This window comes from Pseudomonas sp. FDAARGOS_380 (assembly GCF_002591235.1).
Lineage (GTDB): Bacteria > Pseudomonadota > Gammaproteobacteria > Pseudomonadales > Pseudomonadaceae > Aquipseudomonas > Aquipseudomonas salmasensis.
Map to the genome: position 1 here is coordinate 5,734,857 of NZ_CP023969.1, position 26,543 is coordinate 5,761,399.

Sequence of the window (26,543 nt, forward strand, 5' to 3'; positions counted from 1 at the left end):
TCTTTGCGAGGGTTTGCCAGCAAGCGAAGTTCAGACGGATTTTCAGAAAATCGGATAACCGTGCACCCACGGTGGCCACTCGTCAGTTTGATTAAACCTTCCGACGGTTACGCGTCTCAACCGGGGCGTAGTGGCCCGTCGAATGACCGGGTGGCCTCAAGGCATTTTTGTTGGCAGCAGGTTTTCAGCTATATTTCACTGTCGGTTCAGCCCTCGCCCTCGTTGTTCAAGTTCTTCCCTCTACACCCCGTCTTCCTGTGCGCCGTTAACCAAGGTTGGTATTTATGAAGTCTGCCCCCCCGCGGTCCCCCAACGTACCGCAACGCAAAGATCTGACCCCCAGCAACCTGAGTTTCCCGGTGGTGGGTATCGGTGCGTCGGCGGGAGGGCTGCAAGCCGTGAAAGCGTTTTTTGAGCACATGCCCAAAGACTGCGGCATGGCCTTCGTGGTGGTCCTGCATCTTTCGCCCGACCATCAAAGCGTGGCAGACAAGATCATCCAGGAAACGACCCGCATGCCGGTGTCACAGGTCAATGACGCCACGCCCATCGAAAAGAACCACGTGTACGTCATCTCACCGGCGCAGTTGTTGAAGATGAACGATGGCTACCTCGCGGTCTCGCCTGCCGTGCGCGATGGTGGATCGCACATTGCTATCGACCTGTTTTTTCGCGACCTGGCAGACACCCATAAAGAACGCGCGTTTTGCCTGATCCTGTCCGGTACCGGCTCAGACGGCGCGGTGGGGCTGTCACGGATCAAAGAGCAAGGCGGCATCACCCTGGTGCAAGCGCCGGAAGACGCCGAGTACGACGGCATGCCGCTGGCGGCCATCGAAACCCAGATGGTCGACCTGGTGTTGCCTGTGGTGGAAATGCCGCAGAAGCTGCTGGAACTGTGGCGCAATGCCCAGTCGATTGTCCTGCCCACCGCCAACGACCCGGAGATCAAGACCACCCCACCCAGCTCCGAACGCGATGCCGCCGTGGCCGAGCAGCTGTTGCTGGATATTTTGATCCAGCTGCGCGCCAGTACCGGGCATGACTTCAAGCATTACAAACGCGCCACGGTGTTACGCCGTATCGAGCGGCGCTTGCAGGTCACGGCTCAACCCGACCTGGCCACCTATTACAACTTCCTCCAGGCCAACCCGGACGAAACCAAGGCGTTGCTGGGCGACATGCTGATTGGCGTGACCAACTTCTTCCGCGACCGCGAGGCCTTCGAAGCCCTTGAGCGAGACGTGATCCCCAACCTGGTGAAGTCACTGGAAGACAGCGTGCCGCACCGTGAGGAGGTGCGTATCTGGTCGGCGGGTTGCTCAACCGGCGAGGAGGCCTACAGCCTGGCGATGCTGGTGGCCGAGCAACTGGCGCTGGATGCCAGCGGCGCAAAGATGCAGGTGTTTGCCACCGATATTGATGAGCGGGCCATTACCCATGGCCGCAATGGTGTGTACCCCGAAGCGATCATCACCGACGTACCGCCTCAACGGTTGCGCCAGTACTTTGCCAAGGAGAAGAATCAGCACTACCGGGTGCGCAAGGAAATTCGCGAGAAGGTGCTGTTCGCCAAACACAGCCTGCTGGCCGACCCACCGTTCTCGCAGATCGACCTGATCGTGTGCCGCAACCTGTTGATCTACCTGGACCGCGAAGTGCAGCGCGACATCCTGCAAATGTTCCACTTCGCGTTGCGCCCCGGTGGCTACCTGTTCCTCGGCTCTTCGGAGTCGGCCGACGGCTGCCTGGACCTGTTCGTACCGGTGGACAAGCGCAACCGCATTTTCAGGGTGCGTGCCGGCTCATCCGCCGTACGCCGCGCCCCAACCATGCCACGTGGCGGCTATCTGCGCCCGAGCACCACGACACTGACGATTGAAACCAAGGCGCCCAACAAGGTCTCGTTCGCGGATATCCACCTGCGCGCCCTGGAAAAAGCCGCGCCGCCCAGCGTCATCGTGAATATGCAGGCCGATATCCTGCACATGAGCGAAGGCGCCGGGCGATTCCTGCGCTACGTGGCCGGCGAGGTGACGCACAACCTGCTGACGCTGGTGCACCCCGATTTGCGCCTGGATATTCGCACCACGCTGTTCCAGGTCCAGCAATCGAATAACCCGGTGTCTTCGCGCAAGATCCGCATCCAACGCGAGCAAGGCCCCTTCCTGGTGGACATCAGCGCCCGCCCCTACCGCGATGAAGCGACCGAAAACGACTACGTGCTGGTGATCTTCCAGGAAACCGCCGTCGACCCGTTGCTGCCCGACATCGACGCCGTCAGCCAGGCCGAAAACGCGATCATGAGCAACCTGGAGCGCGAGCTGCAACGCACCAAGTTGCACCTGCAGGACACCATCGAACAGGCGGAAGTCTCCAGCGAGGAACTCAAGGCCTCCAACGAAGAAATGCAGGCGGTCAACGAAGAACTGCGCTCGGCCACCGAGGAGCTGGAAACCAGCAAGGAAGAGTTGCAGTCGATCAACGAAGAATTGCTGACCGTCAATTTCGAGCTCAAGACCAAGGTGGAAGAGACGGACAAGGTCAACGATTATCTGACCAACCTGATCGCGTCCACCGACATCGCCACGGTCTTCGTCGACCGCAACATGCGCATTCGCTGGTTCACACCGCGGGCCACGGATATTTTTAGCATGCTGCCCGTGGACACCGGGCGTTCGCTGCTGGACATCACCCACCGCCTCGATTACCCGCAAATGACCGAAGACGCCACCACCGTGTTTGAGTCGCTGAGCATGATCGAGCGGGAAATCAGCAGCAACGACGACCGCTGGTACATTGCGCGGTTACTGCCGTACCGCTCCAGCGAAGATCACATTGACGGCACCGTGCTGACCTTCATTGATATCACCAAGCGGCGCCAGGCCGAAGAGGAACTGCGCCTGGGCGAGGAGCGCATGCGCCTGGTCGCCGAGAGCACCCATGACTTTGCCATCATCATCCTCGATGATCATGGCGCCATCACCGACTGGAACACCGGTGCCGAACTGATCTTCGGCTACACCAAGGACGAGGTGCTGGGCGCTTATTACGACCTGATTTTCTCCCCGGAAGACCGCTCCGCTGGGGTACCGGAGAGCGAACTGCGCACCGCCCGCGAACATGGGCGTGGCGAAGATGAACGCTGGCACGTGCGCAAGGACGGCAGCCGCTTCTATTGCAGTGGCGAGGTCACCCAGCTCAAGAGCAACAGTTTGCGCGGCTACGTCAAGATTGCCCGGGACCTTACCGGCCACAAGCGCACGCAAGATGAACAGAATCAGCGCTTGAAGGAAACCCAGACCAACAGCCACCTCAAGGATGAGTTCTTCGCGGTGATGTCCCACGAACTCAAGCATCCGTTGAACCTGATCCAGCTGAACGCCGAACTGTTGCGGCGCTTGCCCGCCACCAAGGTTGCGGGCCCGGCCATCAAGGCGGTCAATACCATCTGCGAAGCGGTGTCCAGCCAGGCGCGGATCATTGACGACCTGCTGGACGTCGCCCGGGTTCGCACGGGCAAGCTGAAGCTGAAAAAGCAACCGATCGACCTGATTCGCACCCTCAAGGACATTCATAGCGTGGTGCTTGCCGACGGCCACCGTCGCCAGGTCAGCCTTCAAACTCCTTCGGTGCCGGGCCCACTGATCGTTGACGTAGACCCCACGCGCATCGAGCAAGTGATCTGGAACCTGGTCAACAACGCCCTGAAATTCACCCCCGAGGACGGCCAGGTGCAGTTGGTGGTCAGCCGAACGGACGGGCGCGCGCAACTGGACGTCATCGACAGCGGCGCAGGCCTGGCCGCAGACAGCCTGGAGAAAATCTTCGACCTGTTCGGGCAAGCGGAAAACCAGCATCAGACCCATCAGCGTGAAGGCCTGGGCATTGGCTTGTCGCTGGTACGGCAGTTGGTGGAGGCCCATGGTGGTTCGGTGAGTGTGCACTCGCGAGGGTTGGGCTTTGGTTGCACCTTCTCGATCTGGTTGCCGCTGTGCGAACAACAGAATCATCTGCTGGATAGCGGCGCTACCCAGCACGAAGATCAGCGCCTCAATGGCCTCAAGGTGTTACTGGTCGATGATTCAGCCGAAGTGCTTGAAGTACTGAATATGCTGCTGGAAATGGAAGGCGCCCAAGTGAGCGCCTTCAGCGACCCTTTGAGCGCGCTTGAAACAGCCCGGGATGCCCATTACGACGTGATTATTTCGGACATCGGCATGCCGAAAATGAATGGCCATGAGCTGATGCAGAAGCTGCGCAAAGTAGGCCACCTTCGACAGGCTCCGGCTATTGCCTTGACCGGCTACGGCGCTGGCAATGACCAGAAAAAGGCGACTGAATCGGGCTTTAATGCGCATGTCAGCAAACCCGTAGGCCATGATTCGCTCATCACTTTGATCGAAAAACTGTGCCGCTCACGCCCTTAGGCGTAGGGCAGGCGCTCAAGGGTAGATGAACTGAGAAAAGCGCACGGACGCGCCCGTTTTTGGTCGCGACACCTGGGTCTCCACACTGCCCATCGTGTCGCTGCGCAAGGTCAGGTACAACACGGCGTGGCCGGCGTTGTCACTCTGCATCCAGACGCTCACGCCCTCCCCGGCCGCCCTGGCCTTGAGCGGCTGAGGCTGCAGCATCTCGATATTGAAACCGCGCAGCAGCTCACCGCTCAACTCGACCTCCAGGGGTTCTTGGGCCTTGCCTTGCACATGAATCACCAGCCCGTCGGAGGCACCATTGCGCAAAAAGCGTTGGTACTCCACGCGCAACTGCCCATCGGCACTGCGCACTTCGCGGTTGCTCAGCGGCCCGCTGGAAAACAAGCCTGCCAAGCTCAAGCCGATCAGCGCCAGCAGCGCGTACCAACCCACCCGCTCAAAGCGCCAGACCTTGCGCTGCAAGGCCATGTTTTCCTGCACCGGATAATTGCGGCTGTGTAAGTCGTCGGGGCCTGGGTTGTTCATAGCGCGGCCCGGACTCAGCCCTTGCTGTGCTCGGGAGAAGACGGCCCCTTGGTGACACCCCTTGGGCCGGCAATCGCCCATATTGCGGCGCCCAAGAACGGCAGGACCACGACTACCGCACTCCAGCCTGCCTTGCTCGCCGAGGCGTTATCGCTGCGCCAGATGCTGTTGATGATCCACGCATCAAGCAGTACGAGGATCACTGCCAGGCCTATCCAGAAGTAAGTGGTTTGCATGATGCACCTCCAGGTTATGTAACTTTGGGTGCACAGGCGCAGGCAGGGTTCATTATTTTTAAGGGCCTACCGTTGGACTCATCGACACTGAGCAAGTAGACACCCAACAGCCCCATCGGACTCGCCGTCTTCGAGGCTGCTTTTGACAATCGCAGGGTGCCATTGCTGGATCTCACCAAACTTCTTCATCACGCTCCAGGCGCGTTGTGCACGGCGTTCAAAACAGCGGAGAATTCAACCATTGGCATCGTATGACCCTTTGAATAGACAGCCCGGCGATCCCGGCATCAGGCGTGCCGGGATCGGTTGATGCTTACGCGTCGAACTGGTGATACACCTTGGCAATCACCTTCCAGACACCCTCAATTTTGATCAGTGTCAGGTAGTCGTTGTAATCGGCGCCAATCGCATCGTTTTCCATATCGACACGTACTACTGCGGTGCTCGGCGTAATTGCCAATACGTCAAGGCGAGTGGTGATTTGGGGGGCGCCGCCGTTCTTCGCAACGAAATCAAACAGGTTGTTGATCGGGCCGCCGAGCAACTCGCCATTGGTGAACCCATACATCACTGCGTCTTGATGGAAGGCTTGTGCAACGCTTTGAGCATTACCGGTACGCAGACCTTCCACGTACTGATTGGCTGTGGCGATGACAGCGTCGTACGCGTGGGTGGGTACTGCCTTGATATTCTTTGACATGCTTGTTTTTCCTTTCATGGGGGATGAGATGCCACACCGCTCGCCTGACATAGCCGAGGGGTCTTGCTGAATGAGTCAATGACCGCCGCCCGTTACCAATCCTGGCGCGTCGGCGAGATGATCAAGTCATTGACGGTGACGTTTTCCGGCTGGTTGAGCGCGTAAATCACTGCACGGGCGACATCGTCAGGCCCAATTGCAATCCGGTTCAGCGCCTGGGCAGCCTTGCGCCCCTGCGGATCACTGACCTTGTCCGCCCACCCTGTATTGATGACGCCAGGGCTGATCGTGTTAACGCGAATACCGTGCTGCACGCCAAGTTCTTTGCGCATGGACTCGGTCATGGCCTGGACGAAAAACTTGGTCGCACTGTAGACACCCGCAGACGGCCCTACCTGATGCCCTGCAACAGAGTCCATATTGAGAATCTGCCCGGACTTCTGTTCCAACATGAACGGCAATACTGCAGCCGTCATGTTGAGGTAACCCTTGATGTTCACATCGATCATCTTTTCCCAATCTTGCACGGCCAGATCAACCCAACGGGAAAAAAGCATCAGGCCAGCGTTGTTCACCAGAATGTCGATGGCGCCGTATGTTTCACGGGCAAACCTGGCAAGTGCCTGGGTTTGATCCGGTTGAGTCACATCAGTAGTAAACGCGACCACCTCACTTGCGGCCTCGCGCAGGTCAGCGACGAAAGACTCCAACGCCTCTTCATCAAGGGCGGCGGCAACCACACGCGCACCTTGCGCTACCAGCGCCCGGGTGGTTGCCGCGCCGATGCCTGAGGATGCGCCCGTGACGATGACTACCTTGTTTTGCAGGTAATTCATGTTCAATACCTTTTTGCAATGACTGCTATTGCGACGCCTGCGCCTTAATTAGCGCGGGACCTTGCTAGTGAGGCGTCAGCGGTTGGCCAATCGATGTAACCTTTTGCACCCCCGCCGTAGTAACTCTCGCGTGGAGCGATGGTCAGCTCAATACCGCGACGCAGACGCTCGACGAGGTCGGGGTTGGAAATGAACAAGCGACCAAATGCAACCGCATCGATCCGGCCCTGCGCCCGGCGTTCGATTGCCATCGCCAGGTCATAGTTGTTATTGCCTATGAATGGCCCTTCAAACTGGGCACTCAGTGCATCCAGGTCCACGCCTTCGGGCACGGTGCGGGAGGTCGCCGTGGCGCCCTCAACAAAATGCAGGTACGCCAGGTTCAATTGATTGAGCTGCTGGATCAGGTAGCCATAAGTCGCCATGACATTGCTGTCAGGAGGCGTATTACCGGCATCAGGGGTCACCGGTGAAAGGCGAATACCGACACGGTCGTTACCCCATATCGAAACCACGGCTTCGGTGACTTCCAAGGTCAGTCGCACCCGGTTCTCAATGGAGCCACCGTATTGATCGGTGCGTTTGTTAGTGGAATCACGCAGGAATTGATCGAGCAGATAGCTGTTGGCCGAATGCACTTCTACGCCATCAAAACCGGCTCGTTTGGCGTTCTCGGCGGCCCGCTTGTATTGCTCGATGATCCCTGGGAGCTCCGAGGTTTGCAGCGCACGAGGCGTCGACACCTCGACAAAGCCATTTTCGGTGTAGGTGCTACCTTCAGCCTTAATCGCCGAAGGCGCTACCGGCGCTTCGCCGTTGGGTTGCAACTCGACACTGGAAAAACGTCCCACGTGCCACAACTGACTGACAATTTTGCCGCCCGCCGCGTGCACTGCGTCGGTGACCTTTTTCCAGCCGGCCACCTGTTCTTGCGACCAGATTCCCGGAGTCATGGCATAGCCACGTCCTTGGGCAGAAATGTTCGTCGCTTCGGCAATGATCAAGCCGGCACTGGCACGTTGAGCGTAGTAAGTGGCGTGCATTTCATTTGGCACACCGTCGTCGGCCATCCGGCTCCGTGTGACGGGCGCCATGACTATCCGGTTAGCCAATTGCAGCGCCCCCAGATGCATGGGAGAAAAAAGGTCGGTATCCGTGGTGATATCGGTCATAAAGCCTCTCGATAAATTAGACCGGTCGTCTAGTAAAGTGGTAAAAAAAAACGCCCCTATGCCAGCAGACGCTTACTCGTGTTCAGCGCTGTTTCGAAAGCAGCCGTTGTGTTTCGCACCTTCACTAACAGTGAAGCCCCAAGCCACAGTTGATACAACGATTCAGCCAATGTCTCGGCGTTCTGGGTCGACGTGATGGAGCCATCGGCCATCCCCTGTTCAATACACCGGGTGATCCTCTGGATAATCAGCGCGGTGCCCTCTTCAAGTACGCTGCGCATGTCCTCCGAGAGGTCGCACACTTCTGCGCCGAGCTTCACCACCAGGCATTTCTCCTCGGGATGATCGAACGCCTGTGTCTTCGCCCAGTAACTCAGGTAGCCAATCAGCCGCTCGGCGCCAGTCCCTTGCGCTGCCATGACGATGTCTACCCGACCGATATACTCTTGGAAATACTCTTCCAGTAGTGCCTGGCCGAACTCCTCCTTGGAGCGGAAGTAGTGATAAAACGAGCCCTTGGGCACGCCCGCCGTCGTCAATACTTCCATAAGACCGACGGCGGTATAGCCCTTGTGGGTCATCAGTGTCTTCGCTACATCGATGATGTGCTGTCGCATGTCCAGATTAGATTTTTTCATAATGACGAGAGCCTATCCAAAACTAGACCGGTCGTCTACAAAACATTAGCAATACCTGACGAATGACCTCCTGCGTTCTCGCCTATCGTTGCTCCTGCAAACGACTAAGCCCGTGCGGCTGGATAATCCGCTGAAGGTCTGAGCTCGACCTTTTCCCACTTGGCGATGACTAACGGGGCAATGGCATTGCCCAACACGTTCAACGTAGTGGTTCCACTGTCGATGATCCTGAAAATGCCAGCGATCAACGCCACGCCTTCCAGTGGAAGACCTGCTGAGGCCAATGTCGCTGACAAGATGATGATGGCGAAACCTGGCACCCCTGCTGCGCCCTTGGAAGTCAGCACCATGGTCACCACCAACAGCATCTGTTGGGATAACGACAGGTCGATGCCATGGAGTTGCGCGACAAAGATCGTCGCCACCCCAAGAAAAATCGACGCACCATCGAGGTTGAACGCATACCCCACCGGCACCACGAAACTGACGATCCGACGCGGCACGCCGTAACTTTCCATCTTTGTCATCAACTGCGGCATCACTGCGGCCGAGGCGGCACTTGAGAACGCGAGCATCAACTCATCGCGCAAGTACCGGATCAACTTGAAAATGTTTTCGCCTATCAAGTAACAAATACCGCCAAGTACCACCAACGCAAAAACAATCAGCGCCAGGTACACAACACCAATCAACTTGAGCAATGGCAACAAAGAAGCGAAACCAAACGTCGCCACGGTCGCGCCGATCATGCCGAACACACCCACAGGCGCATAAGCCATAACCATGGAGACAACCTTGAACATCGCATCGCAAACACTTTGAAGCAGTGCGATGACCGGTGCGTTTTTCTCTTTCGGCAAGGCGTTCAATGCCAAGCCGAACAGCACGGCAAAAAACAACACCGACAGCAATTTCCCCTCGGACATCGCAGCCAATACGTTATCGGGCACGATGTTCTGCAATATTACCAGCGCTCCTTTCGGCGGCTCCAGCATGATGGATGCGGCACCGTGCGAAACACCGGAAATATCGGTACCTGTTCCCGGTTCGAAGAGATTTGCGAAACACAAGCCTATGACGACGGCCAGCGCGGTAATCGCAAAGAAATAACCGAGCGAGCGCACACCCATGCGGCCAAATGACTTGCTGTCTGGGCCACCGGCAATGCCCAGAATCATGCAGCAGAACACGATTGGCACAACGACCATCTTCATCATCTTGATAAAGATGTCACCAAGCGGTTTCAGAACCTGCACGCTGACCCATGCCTGATAGTGCGGATGGGTATTGAAGTACCAACCGACAAGCACGCCAAGCAACAGCCCGGCAACGATTTGCCACACCAAGGGAATACGTTTCATGTCTAGCCTTCTTGTTGGTATGAAAGGTCTGCGTTATCAGCAGTTGCTAGAGTCATGAGCTTGCAGCTCACGTGAGCACCCATGGCACAGCTCAGCTGTGCCATGGGTGTTCTTATTTCGCGAAGAGCTGGCCCATATCCTTGAACGCCTTGAATTCAAGGGCATTGCCGCAAGGATCAAACAGGAACATGGTGGCTTGCTCGCCAACCTGACCTTTAAAACGAATGTACGGTTCGATCACAAATTCGGTACCAAACGACTTCAGTCGCTCGGCCAGCGCTTCCCATTGCTCCCAACCCAGAATGATGCCGAAGTGCGGAACAGGAACATCATGACCATCGACCGGATTGCTATGAACACTTTCTTGAGAGGCGGTTTTGGGATGCTCGTGAATCACCAGTTGATGACCATAGAAATTGAAATCGACCCATTGAGTGCTGGACCGCCCTTCTTCTAAACCAAAAACCTCACCGTAGAAGGTCCGTGTTGAAGCCAGGTCGTAAACAGGTATTGCGAGGTGGAATGGCGAGAGGCTCATCAGATCTCCAGTGCTTTTTTTGTGGGCTTGGCGAACATTCCCCCGTCATTGCCTCGCTTGGCTCAGCCGTTGCCGGGGATGGAAAACATCGTAGGACGGAAAACCCAACATAAAAATCAATATATATTTCTTAGAAACACAATTAATATTTATGAATGATCAAAGAACTCAAGACACTCATCGCTGTTGCGCGGGAAGGCACTTTTGCCGCTGCCGGCAACAGAATCGGCCTGACCCAGGCCGCTGTGAGCGCGCAAATCCAGCGCCTCGAAGCTGAACTGGGCGTCGAAATTTTCGACAGAAAAGGACGCTCTGCGCATCTCAATAGAATGGGCCACCAGGTACTCTTGCAAGCTCAGGAGCTGCTCAATCTTTACGACAACCTGGGTTCCTCGACGATGGGACAACCCACCAACGAGCGGGTGACTATCGGCGCAATCGCGTCGGTGCAGCGCTCATATTTGCCCGAATCGCTGGCTAGGTTTCACCAGCAATGCCCGCAATGTCGCACGCGAATCATTCCAGGGCTGTCGATGGAATTGGTCAACCTCGTCGACGCTGGCGAGATCGACATGGCCACCATCATTCGCCCCCCCTTCTCGCTTCAGAGTGACCTGCACTGGACGACGCTGGCGCGGGAGCCCTACCGGCTGATAGTACCGAGCGAAGTGCCGGGTGAAGACTGGTCGGCGCTCCTGTCCAGCCATCCTTTCATTCGCTATGACCGCTCATCGTTCGGCGGCCGGCAGGTTGATCGATTTGTGCGGCAAATGCATTTCGCGCTGCATGAGGTGTGCGAACTGGATGAGCTGGAAGCCATCCTCCAGTTGGTTAAAAAGGGCGTAGGCGTCGCATTGGTGCCGCAAACGTGCAGAGATCCGGAGTGGCCTATGGGTGTTCGAGCACTCGATCTGGGCATACACACCTTTCATCGTGATATCGGGCTCATACACCGTTCTCGCCAAAGCCTCACCGAACCGGTGCGGATACTGGCTGACTTGATCTCTGACCAGTTCAAGCGAGGCCTGATCTAACCAAGCGCTCGCCAGTGGTCGCCACCCGACCACGCCGATAGCTCGAGGACAGAACGTCTAGAAACGAGACGAGATGAAACGTATCAGCCTCACAAAAAACACATTTTATGCATAAATGCATTTTTATCCTTGACCGAGAAAGCCGAGTCTTTTAAATTCAAATAACTGTATATGAATACAGTATTTTGAATCCCTTCATGGACGAGGCTTACTATGAAAAGCACCCCTGAGAAATTTGGTAAAACACCCCATCAACCCAGCCTGTGGACCCGCGCCGATGCGCTCAAAGTCCATGCGGACGACCCCACCACCACCCAGCCACTGGTCAGTGCGAACTTCCCGGTATTGAGTGACGAGGTTTTTATCTGGGACACCATGCCGCTGCGTGATATCGACGGCAACATCACCTCCGTTGACGGCTGGTCGGTGATCTTCACCCTCACTGCGGATCGCCACCCGAACGACCCGCAATACCTCGATCAGAATGGCAACTACGACGTCATCCGCGACTGGAACGATCGCCATGGCCGGGCAAAGATGTACTACTGGTTCTCCCGCACCGGCAAAGACTGGAAGCTCGGCGGCCGGGTAATGGCTGAAGGAGTTTCGCCCACCGTGCGCGAGTGGGCCGGCACGCCGATCCTGTTGAACGAGCAAGGCGAAGTGGACCTGTACTACACCGCCGTCACGCCCGGCGCGACCATCGTCAAGGTGCGTGGCCGCGTGGTGACCACCGAGCATGGCGTCAGCCTGGTGGGCTTCGAGAAGGTCAAGCCGCTGTTCGAAGCGGACGGCAAGATGTACCAGACCGAAGCGCAAAACGCCTTCTGGGGCTTTCGCGATCCATGGCCGTTCCGCGACCCGAAGGACGGCAAGCTGTACATGCTGTTCGAAGGCAACGTGGCCGGCGAACGCGGTTCGCACAAGGTCGGTAAAGCCGAAATCGGCGACGTGCCGCCAGGCTATGAAGACGTCGGCAACTCACGCTTCCAGACCGCCTGCGTCGGGATCGCCGTGGCCCGTGACGAAGACGGCGACGACTGGGAAATGCTGCCGCCGCTGCTGACCGCAGTCGGCGTCAACGACCAGACCGAACGCCCGCACTTCGTGTTTCAGGACGGCAAGTACTACCTGTTCACCATCAGCCACACCTTTACCTACGCCGACGGCGTGACCGGCCCGGACGGCGTGTACGGCTTCGTCGCCGACTCGCTGTTCGGCCCGTATGTACCGTTGAACGGCTCTGGCCTGGTACTGGGCAACCCGTCCTCCCAACCGTTCCAGACCTACTCGCACTGCGTCATGCCCAACGGCCTGGTGACCTCCTTCATCGACAGCGTACCGACCGACGACACCGGCACGCAGATCCGTATCGGTGGCACCGAAGCACCGACGGTGGGCATCAAGATCAAAGGGCAGCAAACGTTCGTGGTCGCCGAGTATGACTACGGCTACATCCCGCCGATGCTCGACGTCACGCTCAAGTAAACGGAGGCTATGAGGCAGCGGGTTTGAATACATGGCAAACCCGCACCTGTGGCGGCCTGACAGTCGAGCGAATGCACATAGGCACTCACCCCACTGTGCAGCTCGCCACAACCACCGGTAACCACGATGCGAAGCGAGTCGCTCTTGATCTTGATCTGCTCTTGATCTTAGGCGCCCCGTTAAACCACGCTGGCCGAACGCAGGCTTGAATTCGTGGGTAACCCGGCAGGACGCCGGGTTAGCCGCCCCGCGCCATGGATGGCGCGTGGCGGCGGCCCACGGATTCAAGCCTGCGTTCGGGCACACCGAGCCCAAGCGAGGTGCCGAGTGGTGGGGCAAGAGCGCTTTGCTTACTTTCGCGCTTTTCGAAAGTGAGCCGCCGTCAGGCGGAACCCTAAGTGGCCGTTACCGCAGGAATGGATATTTACTCGGTATAACAGTGTCGCCTGTCAGGCCGCCTTCGCGAGCAAGCCCGCTCCCACAGTTGGACCGTGGGGCGTCAGGTGGATAGCTGTCGGCTGGTAGGCCGTCATCGCAGGCAAGCCAGCTCCCACATTTTGGACCGTGGACCGTCAGATAGGTAGTTATCCTGCCCATCACCGTTGGCTGAGGGCACGTAATGCATCAAAGCTGTACCGGCCAGGTACTCAGTCCCCCACCAACAACCCCAGAAACAGCTTTTGATCCAATGGCGGTGTCACGTCGGCATAGATCACCTTCAACACTGCCCTGTCGTTGGCGCCCGCGTCTCGCACCAGATCCTTCTGCCGCAGGAAGCGCTGGTGGGCCAACTTGAGATGGGCAACACGGTAGGCACTGTCCGCCACCTCAGTGTCGGCATAATGAAAGTGGGCATACCAGAGCACCGTGGAGGCGTTTTTTTCGCGCACGGCGAACTCCGCCACATAGTCACCGCTGGCGGTGAGTTGGCGCCCATGCACCAGGTTGATATCGACCTGGCGATGGGTCCACAGGTAATCGACGTTTTCCTGGGAGGGGCGTTGCGCCTTGTACCCGGTGCTGCGGTAGTCGCGCCCCTCTTCGAGCAGGCTGGCAACCTCGGCCCGGTAGTGATCGAGCGACGTCGGCACACCGGGCTTGTCCGCATGGTCCGCCTCAATTTCCCGGATGATGTCGCTGAGCTTATTGGCGTGCTGCGTGAGCATGACCTCCCAATCCCTTGGGTCGACCTGTTCGCGGCGCGTCTGGTCCTGCAGCTTTTTCATCTGGAACTGGATAGAGCGCCGGATGCCCTGCTTTTGCGCCGTCAGTTGATCGGCAGCGCGTTTCAACGTTGCCAAAGAGCGTTGAGGGGGCACAGGCGTCGGCTTTTCAGGGCGGGCGATCACCAAGTCCTTCCATACCCCTTCGCTGGGATGCTCGACAAAACGGCCAACCGCTTGTTGATTGAACGGGTCGCGAATTTCCATGATCGCCACCTGCTCGGCCGATTGCGCCGCCCGGACGTCGCCGATCAACGTGCCGCGTCGCTGGGTTTTAAAGGCTCGATGGTTGGAACGCCTGGGGGCTCGAAGTGCGGGTGCGCGGCTTGGCATGGCAATGCCCTCCTCCTCTCGTACCAGCGCCGCCAGATCGGCCTCGGCGCTCTGGCGCGCTTGATCCAGCCGCTCCAGGAAGCGGGCTTGATACAGCGGGCGGCTCAACGCTGGGTCAAGCTCGTGCAGCGCTTCGGATGCACTCGCCAGGCGCGCGTACTGGTTGATCAAGGTCGCCAGCACCGCCTTGCGCTCGCTCACCGAAAAATGTGCATAGGTCCTCAGGGCGATGTGGGAGGACGTCGCCAGTCGCAGGCCCTGCTCGTTGAGCAATTGGTAAAAATGCTGGACCGCGGGTGCGTCGGTCAGCGCGAGGTTGTCGATGCTCAAGGTTCTGAGCAAGTTGAGATTGTTCAGCGCCACGTTGAAGGGGTCGGCCATCTCCTGGGTGGGCAGCGACTGGATGAATGCCCGACTCTCACTCAACCCTCGGGTGGAGTCCTGTGCGTGCTCATTCAGGGTGGCCTCCAGGGCGTAGGTGTCTTCCAGCAATTGCTGCTCGTGGTCGTTCATCGCCACCATACGCGCGATGAGGTCTTGATAAGCCTCAGGTGTTCGCGCCGGTGTATTCACGTCGATACGCTGGGCGATCGCCCCTACCGACTCGCCTCGTGGTGAAAAACTGCTGTCCATGGCCAGCGCCAAGTGCAGGTTATGGATGAGCAATTGCGTGGCGCTGATGGCGCCATACTCAGTGGAACGAGCCTTCTCGAAGTCGCTGGTTTCCAACGCCGCTGTTGCGGGTTTGATCGCCTTGATCAGCGTGCGGCGTGCCTCGATCAAACGTCCCGCCTGCACGACGAACGCTTCCAGGGCCTGGTTGAAGGATTGCAGCAGTGCCTGACAGTTGGCCTGTTCGTCTTCGTGCTGTTTTTTCAGGAAGGCAACTTTTCGCTCATCGGTATTTTGCTCAAGCAGTGCCCACCAGTTCCTGAGTTTGTTTCTGGCTGAGAGGTACAGATCGCGCTGCGCTTTCACGCTGTCGAAACGGGTGGTCATTACATCCGCCTCGCGCTCCGTTTGCAAATCAAGCCGGGCTTGTTCGGCTTTCATGTGCTTTTTCGCAGCGCGATTTTTTTGTTGTTGCGCCTTGATCTGGTCACCCGGCGCACCCGCCCGCAGCTTCGGCGCGAGGTCCAGGCTCCATCGGCCGTTACCATCGTTTTTCAACCACGGGCCGCTGCGTGAGGTGTCGAGCGCATCCACGATAAATACGCGATTCGACTCGCGGCTGACGCGGTACACGTCATTGCCGATCAAGGCGTGCAGCCCGTTGTCCAGGCGGTAAAGACCCTGCAGACGCCCGGTCATCACCGGCATCGGCAGTTTTGCGGGACGCGGCACTTTAAAACGCTGGATATAGGCACGCTGGCTGGTGCTCAGGCCGTTCAGCGCATTGGAGAACGAGAAGTCAAAGGCGGTGCGACCTTCAGCAATCGGCACGGCAGGCAACATAACCGGGCCGGCCAGCTGTTTGGCTGCGCTGGACAGCATTCCAGCGGGACGCCGCAAGTGCGCCAGGGCCACGGCCGTACTGCTCAGGTCTGCGGCGATCAAGGGTTGTTCAGGGATGGCGCGCGCAGAGATGTGCAACAGCGCCAGGCTGAGGCTACTCAGCAGGTCTACCCAGGCCAGCTCGCGAGTGGTCGGATCATTACTCTGCAGGGCGGGAATGTCCTGATGCAGGCTTTGAGTCAGCAGCAGCAACCATGCGATCGACATCGTCGAGCCTTGCAACAAGGGCAACAACAAGGTGTTGAGCAACAGCCCGCCACCTTCAAGCAACAGCGCCCAGCGACTTTCGGCATTGGACACCGACTCGCGTTCAGCCAAGTCCACCAGTGCGCGCACATGCTCGCCAAACAGGTACGGCAATAACTGGTCATTGCGTTGGTGTTGCAGCAATTGCTCACTGCCCTCATCGGCGGCCAAGGTCGCGGGGCTGGGCGTTTCCAGCCGGTCAAACTCAGCCCCCAGGCCGAAACGCAGAATATGCGGCTCAGTGAACCCACCGTTGGCATACACCGGCCGCGCGGGTTCGCCAAGCCACATCAGCACGCTGTCCTGCAGGGCTCCAGGCTGGGCAATCGCCGCCAGCAACGCCTCGCGGCTGGCGTACTGCGTCAACGCTTGAGCATACAGCGGGCGATAAAGAATCACCGGGCCCGGTTCAAGGTCCTGGGCTTGGATCACAAACAGGTTGTCGACCTTGTCCGGTTCGGCCCCCGGTTTGCGCAGCAGGGCCAGCGCACGGATGACGACCTTGCGCCCCTCGACCACCCGCTCAGCATCACTGCGTTGCATCAGCGCAGCGACATAGCGATAGCCCAGCACCGTAAACCCTTGTTGCCCCTGGATCGCCAGCGTCAACGCCTGCAACGGTAACTGCGCCCGCAGTTGCTCGCCAAATAGCCGCTGGCGTTGCAAGGTGTCGTCGCTATCGGCCAGCAGCAGGCGCTTGAGGTAGTCAGGGTAGGCCTTGCCGACGTCCACGCGCTGGACCAGATCCGTGAGGTAATCGGGGGTGGTCCAGTCCTGGATCAATTGACCGCCCGTATGCCGAATGGTCATCGGGCCTTTGGGCTTGCCCACCAGGTTGCACAGGGCGAGGTCGGTCAATGACAGGGTTTGGCGCTGGATAATCCCCGCGCCGCCTGGGTACCCGGCCGCTACGGCAAAGGTCAGCTCCAATTCGTCAGGGTTGTAGCCGGGGGCTATCGGTTGATCGACCAGCATCTGCGCATGCAGGGCCTTCGCTGCAAACGTACGCAGGTCGCTCACGCCGTCGAGAAAAGACTGCCCGCCAGCTCGGGCCTTGGCACTGGCGAGTTCCAGCACATGGGTGCGATAAGCCAGGCGTTGAGTCTGCGCAGCGTCCTTCAGCCAGTCGGGCAGCCGGTCTTCCATAAGGCCGGTCGGCCCCGCTGAGTGCGGCGCCGGGTTCACAAACAAGGGGGATGGATCGCTCACTGCGTCATACTGCTGCTCCAGCGCATGCAGCCCCCGGCCAGAAGGTAACGCGATGGCCGCCAGGTCCTGCAGCTGCTGATTGAGCACCGCCGCGGCCTGAACCTGAAACACATTGCCATTGGGCTCAAAACGCTTCCACGTCATCGTGTCCGCGACAAAGGCAGCGTCGAGCTTCGCCGCCCAATACTGATCGAACGCATCATGGGAAGTGAATGACTCAACCTCCCCCGAAAGTGGGCATAGCAGGATCAGCGAGGCGTTGACCACCAGCAGGTCTGGCGATAACAGGGTAAACGAGGCCCCCGCTCGGGTCAGCGTGGTTTCCATGACATAGATGTGCACGGCCTTGGTTTTCATCGCCGCCACACGGTCGAGCCGATCCGGGTAGTCGGTGACCTGCTGAATGACGGCACGGGCGGGCTCGGCAAATGCCGTCGTGATGGCCGTGTGGATCAAGTTACTGCGCAGCAGCTCGCTGAGCCCGTGCCAACGGTTTGGCTCATCCCCTGTCCCTTGGTCCCAATAGGCAATCAACGCCTGCTGAAACGCCGTCGGGACCACGTCAGCAAGCTCGCGAATGACCTGCTCGATCACGCGCATATCCACGGCCGGCGCCGCCTCGTCCGCCAGGGCCAGCGGTGTGGGCGCCTGGTTGGTCAGGAAGTGATCCCGGTTGTAGCGTGTCGAAAAATCCAGCGAAGTACCGTTGCCCAGGTAGTCGAGCGCGACATTGAGCAAAACCCGCAGGTCCCACCCGCCCAATGCATTGGGGGTGGCCAGTTTGGTGGTCACCAGGTTGAAGTCCAGGTTGGGATAGGCCTCCTTGATGCCCTTTTCCAGCCATTGGCCGGTGACGGAGATCAAGGTGGGGTGATGCATGAACTGCGTACCGACGTCTCTGGCGATCAGCGTGTCGGGGGGTGGCAGCGGTAGGTTGCGAGGCATGGAAAACGTCCTTTTTGTCCGTTGGGGCTCCAAAACCCGAGGTGGGGGAGCCTGGCAAAAAGAAGTACCACGCAGGCGTATTCGAACGCGGTAACGGTGTAGTGCACCGTGATACTTCGGTATGACGCCGAACCTGTGGCGAGGGAGCTTGCTCCCGCGACGGCCTGAGAGCCGGTGCTTATCTACCTGACACCCCACAATCCAAATGTGGGAGCTGGCTTGCCTGCGATAGCACCCTGACAGCCGACGCTTTTCTACCTGACACCCAACGATCAACCTGTGGGAGCGGGCTTGCTCGCGAAAGCGACCTGACAGCCAACACAGTTGGATTGTGTGCATATCCATTGCTGCGGTAACGGCCGCTTAGGGTTCCGCCTGACGGCGGGTCACTTTGGAAAAGCCCCAAAGTAACCAAAGGGCTCTTGCCCCACCACTCGGCACCTCGCTTGGGCTCGGTGTGCCCGTAATCCGCCAGTGATTTGGGGGGCCGCCGCCACGCGCCATCCATGGCGCGGGGCGGCTAAACCGGCATCCCTGCCGGTTTACCCCCCAAATCCCTGTCGAATTCCGGCCAGCGTGGTTTGACGGGGCGCTTAAGATCAAAAGCAAAAGCAAAAGCAGATCAAGAGCAAGAGCGGCTCGCTTCGCATCGTGGTTACTGCTGGGTGAATCAGGGCGAATCGCTGGTCAGGGCAACAGGTATCTCTTTGCGACGCCCCAGCTGTGCAACCAGGTAAGCGACGGAGTCGGCGTTGCTCAGTACCGTAAGGATGCGTTTAAGCGGATCGGTACGGAAAGTTTGTCGAGCATCGGCGAGGGTTTGGGTGCCGGTGACAGTGAGCAGCCGGTCGAGCACAGGTTGTGTCGACGAGCCCTTGGCGGGATCGGTTTTGAGGCGGGTGGCGATATCAACCACCTGAAACAGCTGCTGCGTCGGGGTGCTGAGCGACAGGCTTGAAAGCTGGCGGTTTTCCAGGGCCGCCTTGGTTTTACTGCCCGCCGGGGTTTGGGGGTCAATCAGGTCATGAAAAGGATGGGTGGACTGCACGTAAGCCAAGTTCAATGTCGCACAGACATGATGCGTGATTTCGTGAATGAGGGTGGTCGCACGGGCGTGGACGTCGACATGGAAAGGTTTTATCAACAAATGATCATATTGCAGACCCGGGCTGAAAAATGCTTCGGTCAAGTACACCAGTTGCAAGGGGTCGGGGACGATCGTAAAAGCCATCACCTTGTAGGCCCCCTGAAGTGCCGGTATCCGCGAGTGGCCAATGACAAATCGCGCTGAGTCCGCGCCGGTCAGTGAGGGCTCCATCAACGCGCTGCAGACCGTGTCGACGATCGCCTGAATTTTTTCAAGGTGTTCGGCCTCGATGGTCTGCAGGCCAAAAAACGTTTTGATTCGTTTGGCGACATCAGGTGCAGCCAGGGGTGTTTGTGCGAGCAGGCGCAGGTTGTCCTGGGCGTTCCTTGCATAAAACGTGGCCAGTGCCAGTGCCTCAGTAATCATCAACGACTCCTGAGCGTAAAGCGCGCGAATCTGGCGCATGCCGCTGGCCAATATATTCATGCTGGGGCGCGCAAATGGCTCGGAATAGAAGCGATTGGTCAGTCGCGCAATAGCTCGTCGCCCCGTCAGCAATGGGTCAGTGCTGCTGAGCATCCACTGTTGTCGGGTGTTGCTGTGCACCAACGGGCCGGCCTCCCCCTCCCCCGTGATCCGCCAGCCTAGGTCGTGCTTGATGACCTGGAACACTTTGCCTGCCACTGCTGCGTAATAGTGGTTGGAGGCCGATTGATAAAGGTTGAGTGAGGTGTCTTTAATCAGGCTGGCCAAGCTCGGCTCAAGGACTTCGAAACGCTGGAGCCGGGTGCGTGGCGCAGCGGTAATGTCCAGCGCGGGCCAGGACACCACGGCGGTCGCAGGCGTGGAAGACGGTGGGGTCGGCTCGGCTGTCGGGAGTGTGCCGCCCTCCGATACGGCAGGCATGGAATTGCGCAGACCGACCAGTAAGGCGACGCCGCCGATAAAATGACCCAGCGCCTCATGCCATTGGTGGCTTTGCAGCTCTTCGGCAGACGCTTTGAACAACTTAAAGCTCTGCCAGACTATCAAGGGGTAAGCCAGTTTTCCGGCAAAAAACACGATGGCCTGCTGCACACCCTCAGCGAACACGGCTTTGGCCGTATCCCAGGCAGTGCCTGCATTGGCGGTTTTCTGACAGCCCAGCAACGTTGTCAGCAACTCGACATTCTCGGTGTACAACTGCTTAAACAAAGGCGCGCTGATGGGGTTGCATGCCAGCTGCAGAGCGGTGCTGGCCTGGGGTTGCTCCAGTGCGCTGGACAGTGCTGCGTGGTCAACGGCCGGGGCCAGCAGCCGAACCCAACGCTGTAAGGTGCCGCTGGCTGTCAGCTCGGCACGCAGTGCGGCCTCAACCGAATATTCCTTGAGGGTGTAGCCTGGACTATAGGGGGCATAAAGGACTAGAGGCCCCGCGTCACCTGAGGCGGGACCGATCAAATAAGCCCCGGGAATCCTGATGGTGTTCTTCCCGTCATCAACCAGCAGTTCCAGAGGGCGGATCATGGCGTGGGCGTCCACCACTGTGGCCCGGGCGATAGCATCGGGCATGTCCATGATCTGTTGAATGAGCCCGAAGGCCGCCGGTGAAAGCTGACCTTGCAACATCATGCCATGAGCGTATTGCATCAGTTGCCACGGCAGTTGCTTGGCGAATCGTGTAGCACGTTGCTCAAAATCCGGGCTGGTGGGGCCCAGTAATCCTTCGATGTAAGTCTGATAAGCCCCATTGATATTCAGCGCCTGTATCCGCGTTTTCAGCGTCTGTGCATCCAGCGCGGAGGGTAATGGCGTTTTACCGGTGCTGGCGAACAGCGGCACCTCATCGTTCCAGTACGATTGATGGCTCAAGGCATAGTCCAGCAGTGACTGGTTGCGCGCAGGCGTACTGCCCTGCGCCGGCAGCCCGACTTCGACGTCATCCGGTGTCAGGCTGGCCTGAACGTCACCGTCCTTGAGCACACCGCTGAGTTTGTCGTGCGTGAACCGAGCCAGCGAGTCGATCCCGTGCAGGTAATCCTGATTATCAGTGACATTGTTTCGATACTGCTCCAACAACTCGGCATAGAGCTGTTGATCGACAGCACTGGCGCTGCCCAACCATTGCAAACCATGTTGCACGATCATGGCCTGGACCATGTCCATGGCACGCCGCAGGTTGGTAGGCGCCAGGTCTTGCGTGGCTTGAACCTGCCACAGCTTGCGCAACTGTTCGAGCGACAGCTGCGTGGCCAGGATTCGCTCCAGCTCACGGTCTTTGTGTTGAGCATAGGTTCGTTGCAAGTGTTCGACGAGGTTGTCTTCGATCAGCTCAAGGGAACTGAGTGCATAGGACGGATGGGCGTGCCAGTCCGGTTGCGCCAGGTTCTCCAGCAAAGCCTGTCGCTCGTCCGGGCTTGCCAGGCGTCGATCAACCTCTGCTTTGAAGTGGCTCAATGAAGCGAAACTTTCCAGTCCCAACGCGGGCGTCCAGAGCAGTGCACGACCGCAATAGTGGGGGTCAAGCCCGCCGCGCTCGGTCAACATGAAACAGTGAGTGAGTAACTGTTGGGTGTGTTGCCCTGTGGGCGTGATCGCCAACGCAAACGCATCAGGGCGAAACCCGTTGACACTCAGGCGCAAGTCTCGAGCGTAAATACCCAGCACGGTTGAGAGTACTTCGTAGTACAGGGGCAATAACGCGTTATTCCACAGCCTGACTTGCATTTCCCCGGTCAAGCCCATCTCCATTGCTTTTTTCAGCAAGGGTTGCATGTTGGGGTACGCACTGTGGGTTCTACGCAGATACGGCTTGAAACCCTCGACTGCACTGTCGATCAGCGCATTGAAGTCGGTGATGTCCAGGCCTGAAATCTTGGTGGCGGTATTGTCAGATGTGATTGAGTAGACGTGAGTGTTCAACGGGTCGTTCAGTGCCCCCACATCGCCACATAAACGCGCCAGAAAATACTCGACCATACTGCTCGATGACAGCAGTTGAGGTGTATCGGTGTCACTTGAGGGGCTGCTGTATTGACGTACCGAGAGGCACGCTGCCTGCAGGTGTTGATGCTTAGCATGCAGCTTGGTGTTGAGGTAGGTGGTGGCGGAATTCTCCAGCGAGGGGCGCCATGCCAGATGTCGTGCGATTTCAGCGCTGACGTTTTCGAGCAATTGCGCAGAGGTGCGCAGTGCCGAGAGCGTTGGCGGAACCCTGGGTTCCGTCGTCGCCGCAGTCCAGGTACTTGCCAACTGGGTACTCCAGCGGCCCATGGGGTCGAAGGTCAGTAGTTTTGGATCAATCATGCCACGCACATCCAGCACATGATCGACCAGGGCATCGAGGTCCATCGTGCCCTGGCTCAGGCGATATTGATCGAGGGCGTATTCAAGGTTGCGGCCTTGCTTCTCAATAATGCCCACCATGATGCTGTCGAAAACACCCCCCGTGATCGGGGCTTTGATGACCTCGCAGGCCGACAGATCGGCCTCGTTAAAGCGTTGCGACCTGGACAGGTGATGTCTCCAGGCATCGGCGTGTTGCCGAGGGTTGAGGCTATCGATAAGGTGGGTTTTCAGCGCATCCAGTGCAGTGAACGATTGCAAGCCTTGGTGGGGGGTGTAGAGCAGCCAGGGCGAGTCATCGTCACTTTCTTCACTGCTGATGATGAGTGTGCCTGCCAGCTCGACAGGGGATTGCCCTGGCGCCTGCAGCAGTGCCTTTTCAACAGTCACGCTGGGAACTGCCGTTGTTGCGGCAAGCGCAGCCTTGAGCGGCAAGGCCAGTAGTTGCAAACGCTGGTCAACCGTAATCGCCGTTTGCTGCTGTTGGTCCAGCGCCACGGTGATAAAGGCATTGGCCATGGCATGGGTAAACAGTTGCAGCCGTGAGGCCCCGGTGGAAGCAGGCTGCGCCCAAAATGCCTTAGGCTGTTGCTTCATGTGGGCTCGCAAACCCCGCGCCAGCCCTTGCACCGAGGCTTCCCAGCGCAACTGATCGTCAGCCCCCTGAGCGGGCTGCTGCGGGTCAGGCGTGCGTTGAGGGTCAACGTAGCGCCGGGTTTCGCCTTCAGGCCAGCCATTGTTAACGAAATACTGGAGGATGGTTGCGCTCAACGTGCGGGTGGTTGTTTGCCGCAGCGGTGGCTTGTCGGCGGTGCCTGATTCGCTGGAGGTGTCGGCAACATACGTGTGCACCTGGATTCGGTGCTGATCGACGCCCGCAAACGTCTGCGCCAACTGCGTGCGAATGTATTCATCCAGCAGCGAGGTGAAACTGGGCAGCTTGAGCAGTTCCTCGCGCATCAGACGGGCGTTTTCCAGCAGGTTGTTGGCGAGGGTCGTGTGTTGGGCTTGGAAGACAGCGCCACCCACGGTATGTGCGCTAATTGTCAGGTTCGCAGTGGGCGTCAGGATGTGCTGCTGGGAGATGGAAAGGTAATCGAGCAACCCTTGGCGCTGCGACGAGTCTTTGAGCCACGCCCCCAGTTGCGTCTTGAGTGCGTCATGGCTTTGCAGCTTTTCCAGGCCGCGAACGGGCGTGTAGAGAATAACTCCCCCTTCCGGGGCGGGGCTCATGACGAAGGCGCCCGCCAGTTCAATAGCCGGTTGGCCGGGTACGTTCAGTTGCAGGGTTTGGACGTGCATCGGCACTGTTTGTGCGCGTCGCAACGCATCGGTGGCCAGGTAGACGCTGTCGAACCAGTCAAGGTCCTTGAGGGTAAAGTTGCGTGCGCGTTGGCGCTTGCTGAGCTGCGTGCGCTCGGTTTGAGTTTCGCTGAAAAAGTACGGTGGGTTGTCCGTGACCATTGAATACGCTCCACGCCGGATGGGCTGCTGAACTGAGCAGCGGTGAGTGATCGGAAAAGATCACTCTGGCGCTTCACGTTTCAGTCGAGGAGCTACATATGCCTATGCTCATGCCCCGCTGGTAGCTCGGCGCATCGCTTGCCGTCCCCGCGGAACAGCGCAAGTGAGCGCAGCAGCGTCCCGGTGTCCCCCTCAGTGATAAAAGCGTCCCGGAAGGCTTTGCCGGTCTCAGGGTTGAACAGGCCATCGCGCTCAAACCGCTCAAAAGCCTGGCGGGCCAGCACACCGGACCACGGGTAGGAATACAGTTTGGCCCCATAGCTCCCCATCGGTTGTTCGAAGCGGTTGATCGGGCGGGCGCCATCAGGCCACTGCAAGTACCCCACTTCAGCGTTGGCCTGGGTGAACACCTCGTGTGGTGTACGCCCGTCACCGTAGGTACGGTGCAACTCGAAGTCGACGAGGCCTGTGAGCAACACACTGGCGGTTTCATGACTGGTCTGGGTGTGAACCCATCGGCGCATTTTATTAGCCATATCATCACCCAAGGGCTCTCCCGTCTGAAAATGGCCAGAGAGCCAGACCAGGAACGGCGAAGTAAAGCAGAACTGCTCCAGCACTTGGCCGAAGAATTCCGCCGCATCATGGCTCCATTGGTCCATACCGGAAATCGCCCGATAGGGGGCGACGGTCAACAGGTGCTGCAGGCAGTGGCCGAACTCATGCAACAAGACCCTCAATTGCAGATGATCCAGCAAGCAAGGCTGGGCCTCTGTCGGCCGTGGCAACTTGCTGCGTAGCACCGCGATAGGCCGTTGCGGACGCCCCTCGGCCGTCATTCGGTGGCTGCGCAAGCCAGAGGCGGCGCCAGTCTCGCCACCCTCTACGCGGCGATAAGGGTCAATGAACAAATGTCCGATCGGCTGTTCATACTCCCTGAGCTCAAATACCCGCACATCCGCGTGCCAGGTAGCGACCCTGGTCTGTTCGACCAGCTCAACGCCGAACAGGGTCTGGGTAAAGGTGCACAAGCGTTGCAGCACGGTGTCCAACGGGAAATAGTTGCGCAACGCATCCCGGGAAACGCCGGCCACGTCCTGACGGATTTTTTCCACGAAATAGCTGTGATCCCAGGGTTGCAGCGCGTCAACCCCGTGCTGCGCGGCATAGCGTTGCAGTTGTTGCGCCTCATCGGCGAATGTCGTGCGTGCCTGCTCAACCTGTTGATGCATAAAGGCAACGACCTCATCGCTCGTCTGCACCATTTGCTCCACCAACGCCAGCTCGGCGAAGTTGGCATAGCCCAGCAATTGTGCTTTCTGGTGACGGCTGTCGAGCAACACCGTCAGGATCGGTTCATTATCGGTGGCAAGGGCATCCGCACCGGTGTCCACGGCACGGCTGTAGTAAGCCACCATCATTTCCTGGCGCAAGGCTCGATGGTCGGCGTAGCTCATCACGTCCTGAAAGGACTGTTCGCAAAGGGTTAGTAACCAGCCATCCAGACCTGCGTCCCGAGCCGCGACCGCCAGGCGCGCCAAGGTTGCGTCGGGCAGTCCGCTCAGCAGCGCCTTGTCTTGAATGTGCTTACGCCATGCATCGCTGGAGTCTCTTACCCGGCGCAGGAACTCCTGGCTGAACTCACCGATTTGCTGGTTCAGCGCTTTGAGCCGTAGCTGCTTCTCAGGAGAAAGATCAAGGCCAGCCAAATGGTACTTGCGCAATATTTTACGCAACGCACTGTGGCGTTGTTCATTGAAAAGCGCCGCAATCGGGCTATCGGCAAGCTGTCGGTGCAGCTGATACAGGTCGTTGTTCACGGCCAACTCGGCTTTGTACTGCATGGCCAACTCGTAACTGCGGTGCGATGCCTGCGCCCACGTCGGCCCTTGAGGCTGGGCGTCAAGCAGCTCAATGAGGTTGAGCACGCCATCCAGGCGAGCCTCCAACGCCTCCAGGGCTTGCACCAGGTCGTCCCAGGTGGGAAGTGGTGCCTGGCTGGCAATGATCGTGGCGGTGGCGTTGCGACTTTCAGTGATGATCTGCTCAACGGCAGGCACCAAGTGTTCGGCCCGGATGGCTGAGAACGGTGGCAAGTCGTAGGGCTGTAGCAGTGGGTTGTTTTCAGACATGAAGTCACTCTTCAAAGGTAGCTTGCGAAGCAGCCAGCCTAGGGAGTGAATCATCGTTGGGTGGGCTAAATAGGTATGAGTAATAGGAACAAAAAAGC

14 protein-coding genes are annotated in these 26,543 nt (G+C 58.5%); 3 read left to right on the plus strand and 11 right to left on the minus strand.

The genetic code is table 11. The features are described 5' to 3' along the window. Positions 1-284 precede the first annotated feature (284 nt). A complete protein-coding gene (locus CRN80_RS26645) occupies positions 285-4,430 on the plus strand; it encodes a CheR family methyltransferase (protein ID WP_098952002.1) in 4,146 nt (1,381 codons plus the stop codon). Between the two features lie 15 nt (positions 4,431-4,445). Here the strand turns inward: CRN80_RS26645 and CRN80_RS26650 are convergent, their stop codons facing one another. The 8 genes from CRN80_RS26650 to CRN80_RS26690 form a co-directional block, all read right to left on the minus strand. Beyond that, positions 4,446-4,964, minus strand: coding sequence for a hypothetical protein (locus CRN80_RS26650; RefSeq protein WP_098952003.1), 519 nt, complete (start codon positions 4,962-4,964; stop codon positions 4,446-4,448). Positions 4,965-4,978: 14 nt separating this feature from the next. Further along, positions 4,979-5,200, minus strand: coding sequence for a PLDc N-terminal domain-containing protein (locus CRN80_RS26655; protein WP_003190416.1), 222 nt, complete (start codon positions 5,198-5,200; stop codon positions 4,979-4,981). A 313-nt stretch (positions 5,201-5,513) separates the two neighbouring features. Further along, entirely contained in the window at positions 5,514-5,900 is a 387-nt protein-coding gene (locus tag CRN80_RS26665) for a nuclear transport factor 2 family protein (protein WP_032892368.1), read from the minus strand. Positions 5,901-5,992: 92 nt separating this feature from the next. Then, the gene (locus CRN80_RS26670; protein ID WP_032892370.1) at positions 5,993-6,736 is read right to left on the minus strand and encodes an SDR family oxidoreductase; all 744 of its coding nucleotides are present in this window, start codon (positions 6,734-6,736) and stop codon (positions 5,993-5,995) included. A 44-nt stretch (positions 6,737-6,780) separates the two neighbouring features. After that, the gene (locus CRN80_RS26675; RefSeq protein ID WP_098952004.1) at positions 6,781-7,908 is read right to left on the minus strand and encodes an alkene reductase; all 1,128 of its coding nucleotides are present in this window, start codon (positions 7,906-7,908) and stop codon (positions 6,781-6,783) included. Positions 7,909-7,964: 56 nt separating this feature from the next. Next, entirely contained in the window at positions 7,965-8,546 is a 582-nt protein-coding gene (locus CRN80_RS26680) for a TetR/AcrR family transcriptional regulator (RefSeq protein WP_032892373.1), read from the minus strand. A gap of 104 nt (positions 8,547-8,650) precedes the next feature. After that, entirely contained in the window at positions 8,651-9,907 is a 1,257-nt protein-coding gene (locus tag CRN80_RS26685) for a cation:dicarboxylate symporter family transporter (protein ID WP_098952005.1), read from the minus strand. Between the two features lie 112 nt (positions 9,908-10,019). Next, on the minus strand, positions 10,020-10,445 hold the full coding sequence (locus tag CRN80_RS26690) for a VOC family protein (RefSeq protein WP_014718007.1): 426 nt from the start codon (positions 10,443-10,445) through the stop codon (positions 10,020-10,022). A gap of 155 nt (positions 10,446-10,600) precedes the next feature. Between CRN80_RS26690 and CRN80_RS26695 the strand changes: the two genes are divergently transcribed. Both CRN80_RS26695 and CRN80_RS26700 read left to right on the plus strand, forming a co-directional pair. Continuing rightward, complete coding sequence (locus CRN80_RS26695; protein WP_032892377.1) at positions 10,601-11,479, plus strand: LysR family transcriptional regulator; 879 nt, start codon at positions 10,601-10,603, stop codon at positions 11,477-11,479. Positions 11,480-11,692: 213 nt separating this feature from the next. Then, complete coding sequence (locus CRN80_RS26700; protein WP_032892378.1) at positions 11,693-12,967, plus strand: glycoside hydrolase family 68 protein; 1,275 nt, start codon at positions 11,693-11,695, stop codon at positions 12,965-12,967. Between the two features lie 647 nt (positions 12,968-13,614). Here CRN80_RS26700 and CRN80_RS26715 read toward each other — a convergent pair. The 3 genes from CRN80_RS26715 to CRN80_RS26730 form a co-directional block, all read right to left on the minus strand. Next, on the minus strand, positions 13,615-18,438 hold the full coding sequence (locus tag CRN80_RS26715) for a hypothetical protein (RefSeq protein WP_098952006.1): 4,824 nt from the start codon (positions 18,436-18,438) through the stop codon (positions 13,615-13,617). Between the two features lie 670 nt (positions 18,439-19,108). After that, positions 19,109-24,313, minus strand: a complete 5,205-nt coding sequence (locus tag CRN80_RS26725) for a DUF6543 domain-containing protein (RefSeq protein WP_098952008.1) — start codon at positions 24,311-24,313, stop codon at positions 19,109-19,111. A 92-nt stretch (positions 24,314-24,405) separates the two neighbouring features. Continuing rightward, positions 24,406-26,445, minus strand: a complete 2,040-nt coding sequence (locus CRN80_RS26730) for a M3 family metallopeptidase (RefSeq protein WP_169918620.1) — start codon at positions 26,443-26,445, stop codon at positions 24,406-24,408. Positions 26,446-26,543 lie beyond the last annotated feature (98 nt).

Coding starts and splice junctions, on each gene's coding strand:
- CRN80_RS26645 (WP_098952002.1), top strand. CDS start 285: ATGAAGTCTGCCCCCCCGCGGTCCCCCAACGTACCGCAACGCAAAGAT.
- CRN80_RS26650 (WP_098952003.1), bottom strand. CDS start 4,964: ATGAACAACCCAGGCCCCGACGACTTACACAGCCGCAATTATCCGGTG.
- CRN80_RS26655 (WP_003190416.1), bottom strand. CDS start 5,200: ATGCAAACCACTTACTTCTGGATAGGCCTGGCAGTGATCCTCGTACTG.
- CRN80_RS26665 (WP_032892368.1), bottom strand. CDS start 5,900: ATGTCAAAGAATATCAAGGCAGTACCCACCCACGCGTACGACGCTGTC.
- CRN80_RS26670 (WP_032892370.1), bottom strand. CDS start 6,736: ATGAATTACCTGCAAAACAAGGTAGTCATCGTCACGGGCGCATCCTCA.
- CRN80_RS26675 (WP_098952004.1), bottom strand. CDS start 7,908: ATGACCGATATCACCACGGATACCGACCTTTTTTCTCCCATGCATCTG.
- CRN80_RS26680 (WP_032892373.1), bottom strand. CDS start 8,546: ATGAAAAAATCTAATCTGGACATGCGACAGCACATCATCGATGTAGCG.
- CRN80_RS26685 (WP_098952005.1), bottom strand. CDS start 9,907: ATGAAACGTATTCCCTTGGTGTGGCAAATCGTTGCCGGGCTGTTGCTT.
- CRN80_RS26690 (WP_014718007.1), bottom strand. CDS start 10,445: ATGAGCCTCTCGCCATTCCACCTCGCAATACCTGTTTACGACCTGGCT.
- CRN80_RS26695 (WP_032892377.1), top strand. CDS start 10,601: ATGATCAAAGAACTCAAGACACTCATCGCTGTTGCGCGGGAAGGCACT.
- CRN80_RS26700 (WP_032892378.1), top strand. CDS start 11,693: ATGAAAAGCACCCCTGAGAAATTTGGTAAAACACCCCATCAACCCAGC.
- CRN80_RS26715 (WP_098952006.1), bottom strand. CDS start 18,438: ATGCCTCGCAACCTACCGCTGCCACCCCCCGACACGCTGATCGCCAGA.
- CRN80_RS26725 (WP_098952008.1), bottom strand. CDS start 24,313: ATGGTCACGGACAACCCACCGTACTTTTTCAGCGAAACTCAAACCGAG.
- CRN80_RS26730 (WP_169918620.1), bottom strand. CDS start 26,445: ATGTCTGAAAACAACCCACTGCTACAGCCCTACGACTTGCCACCGTTC.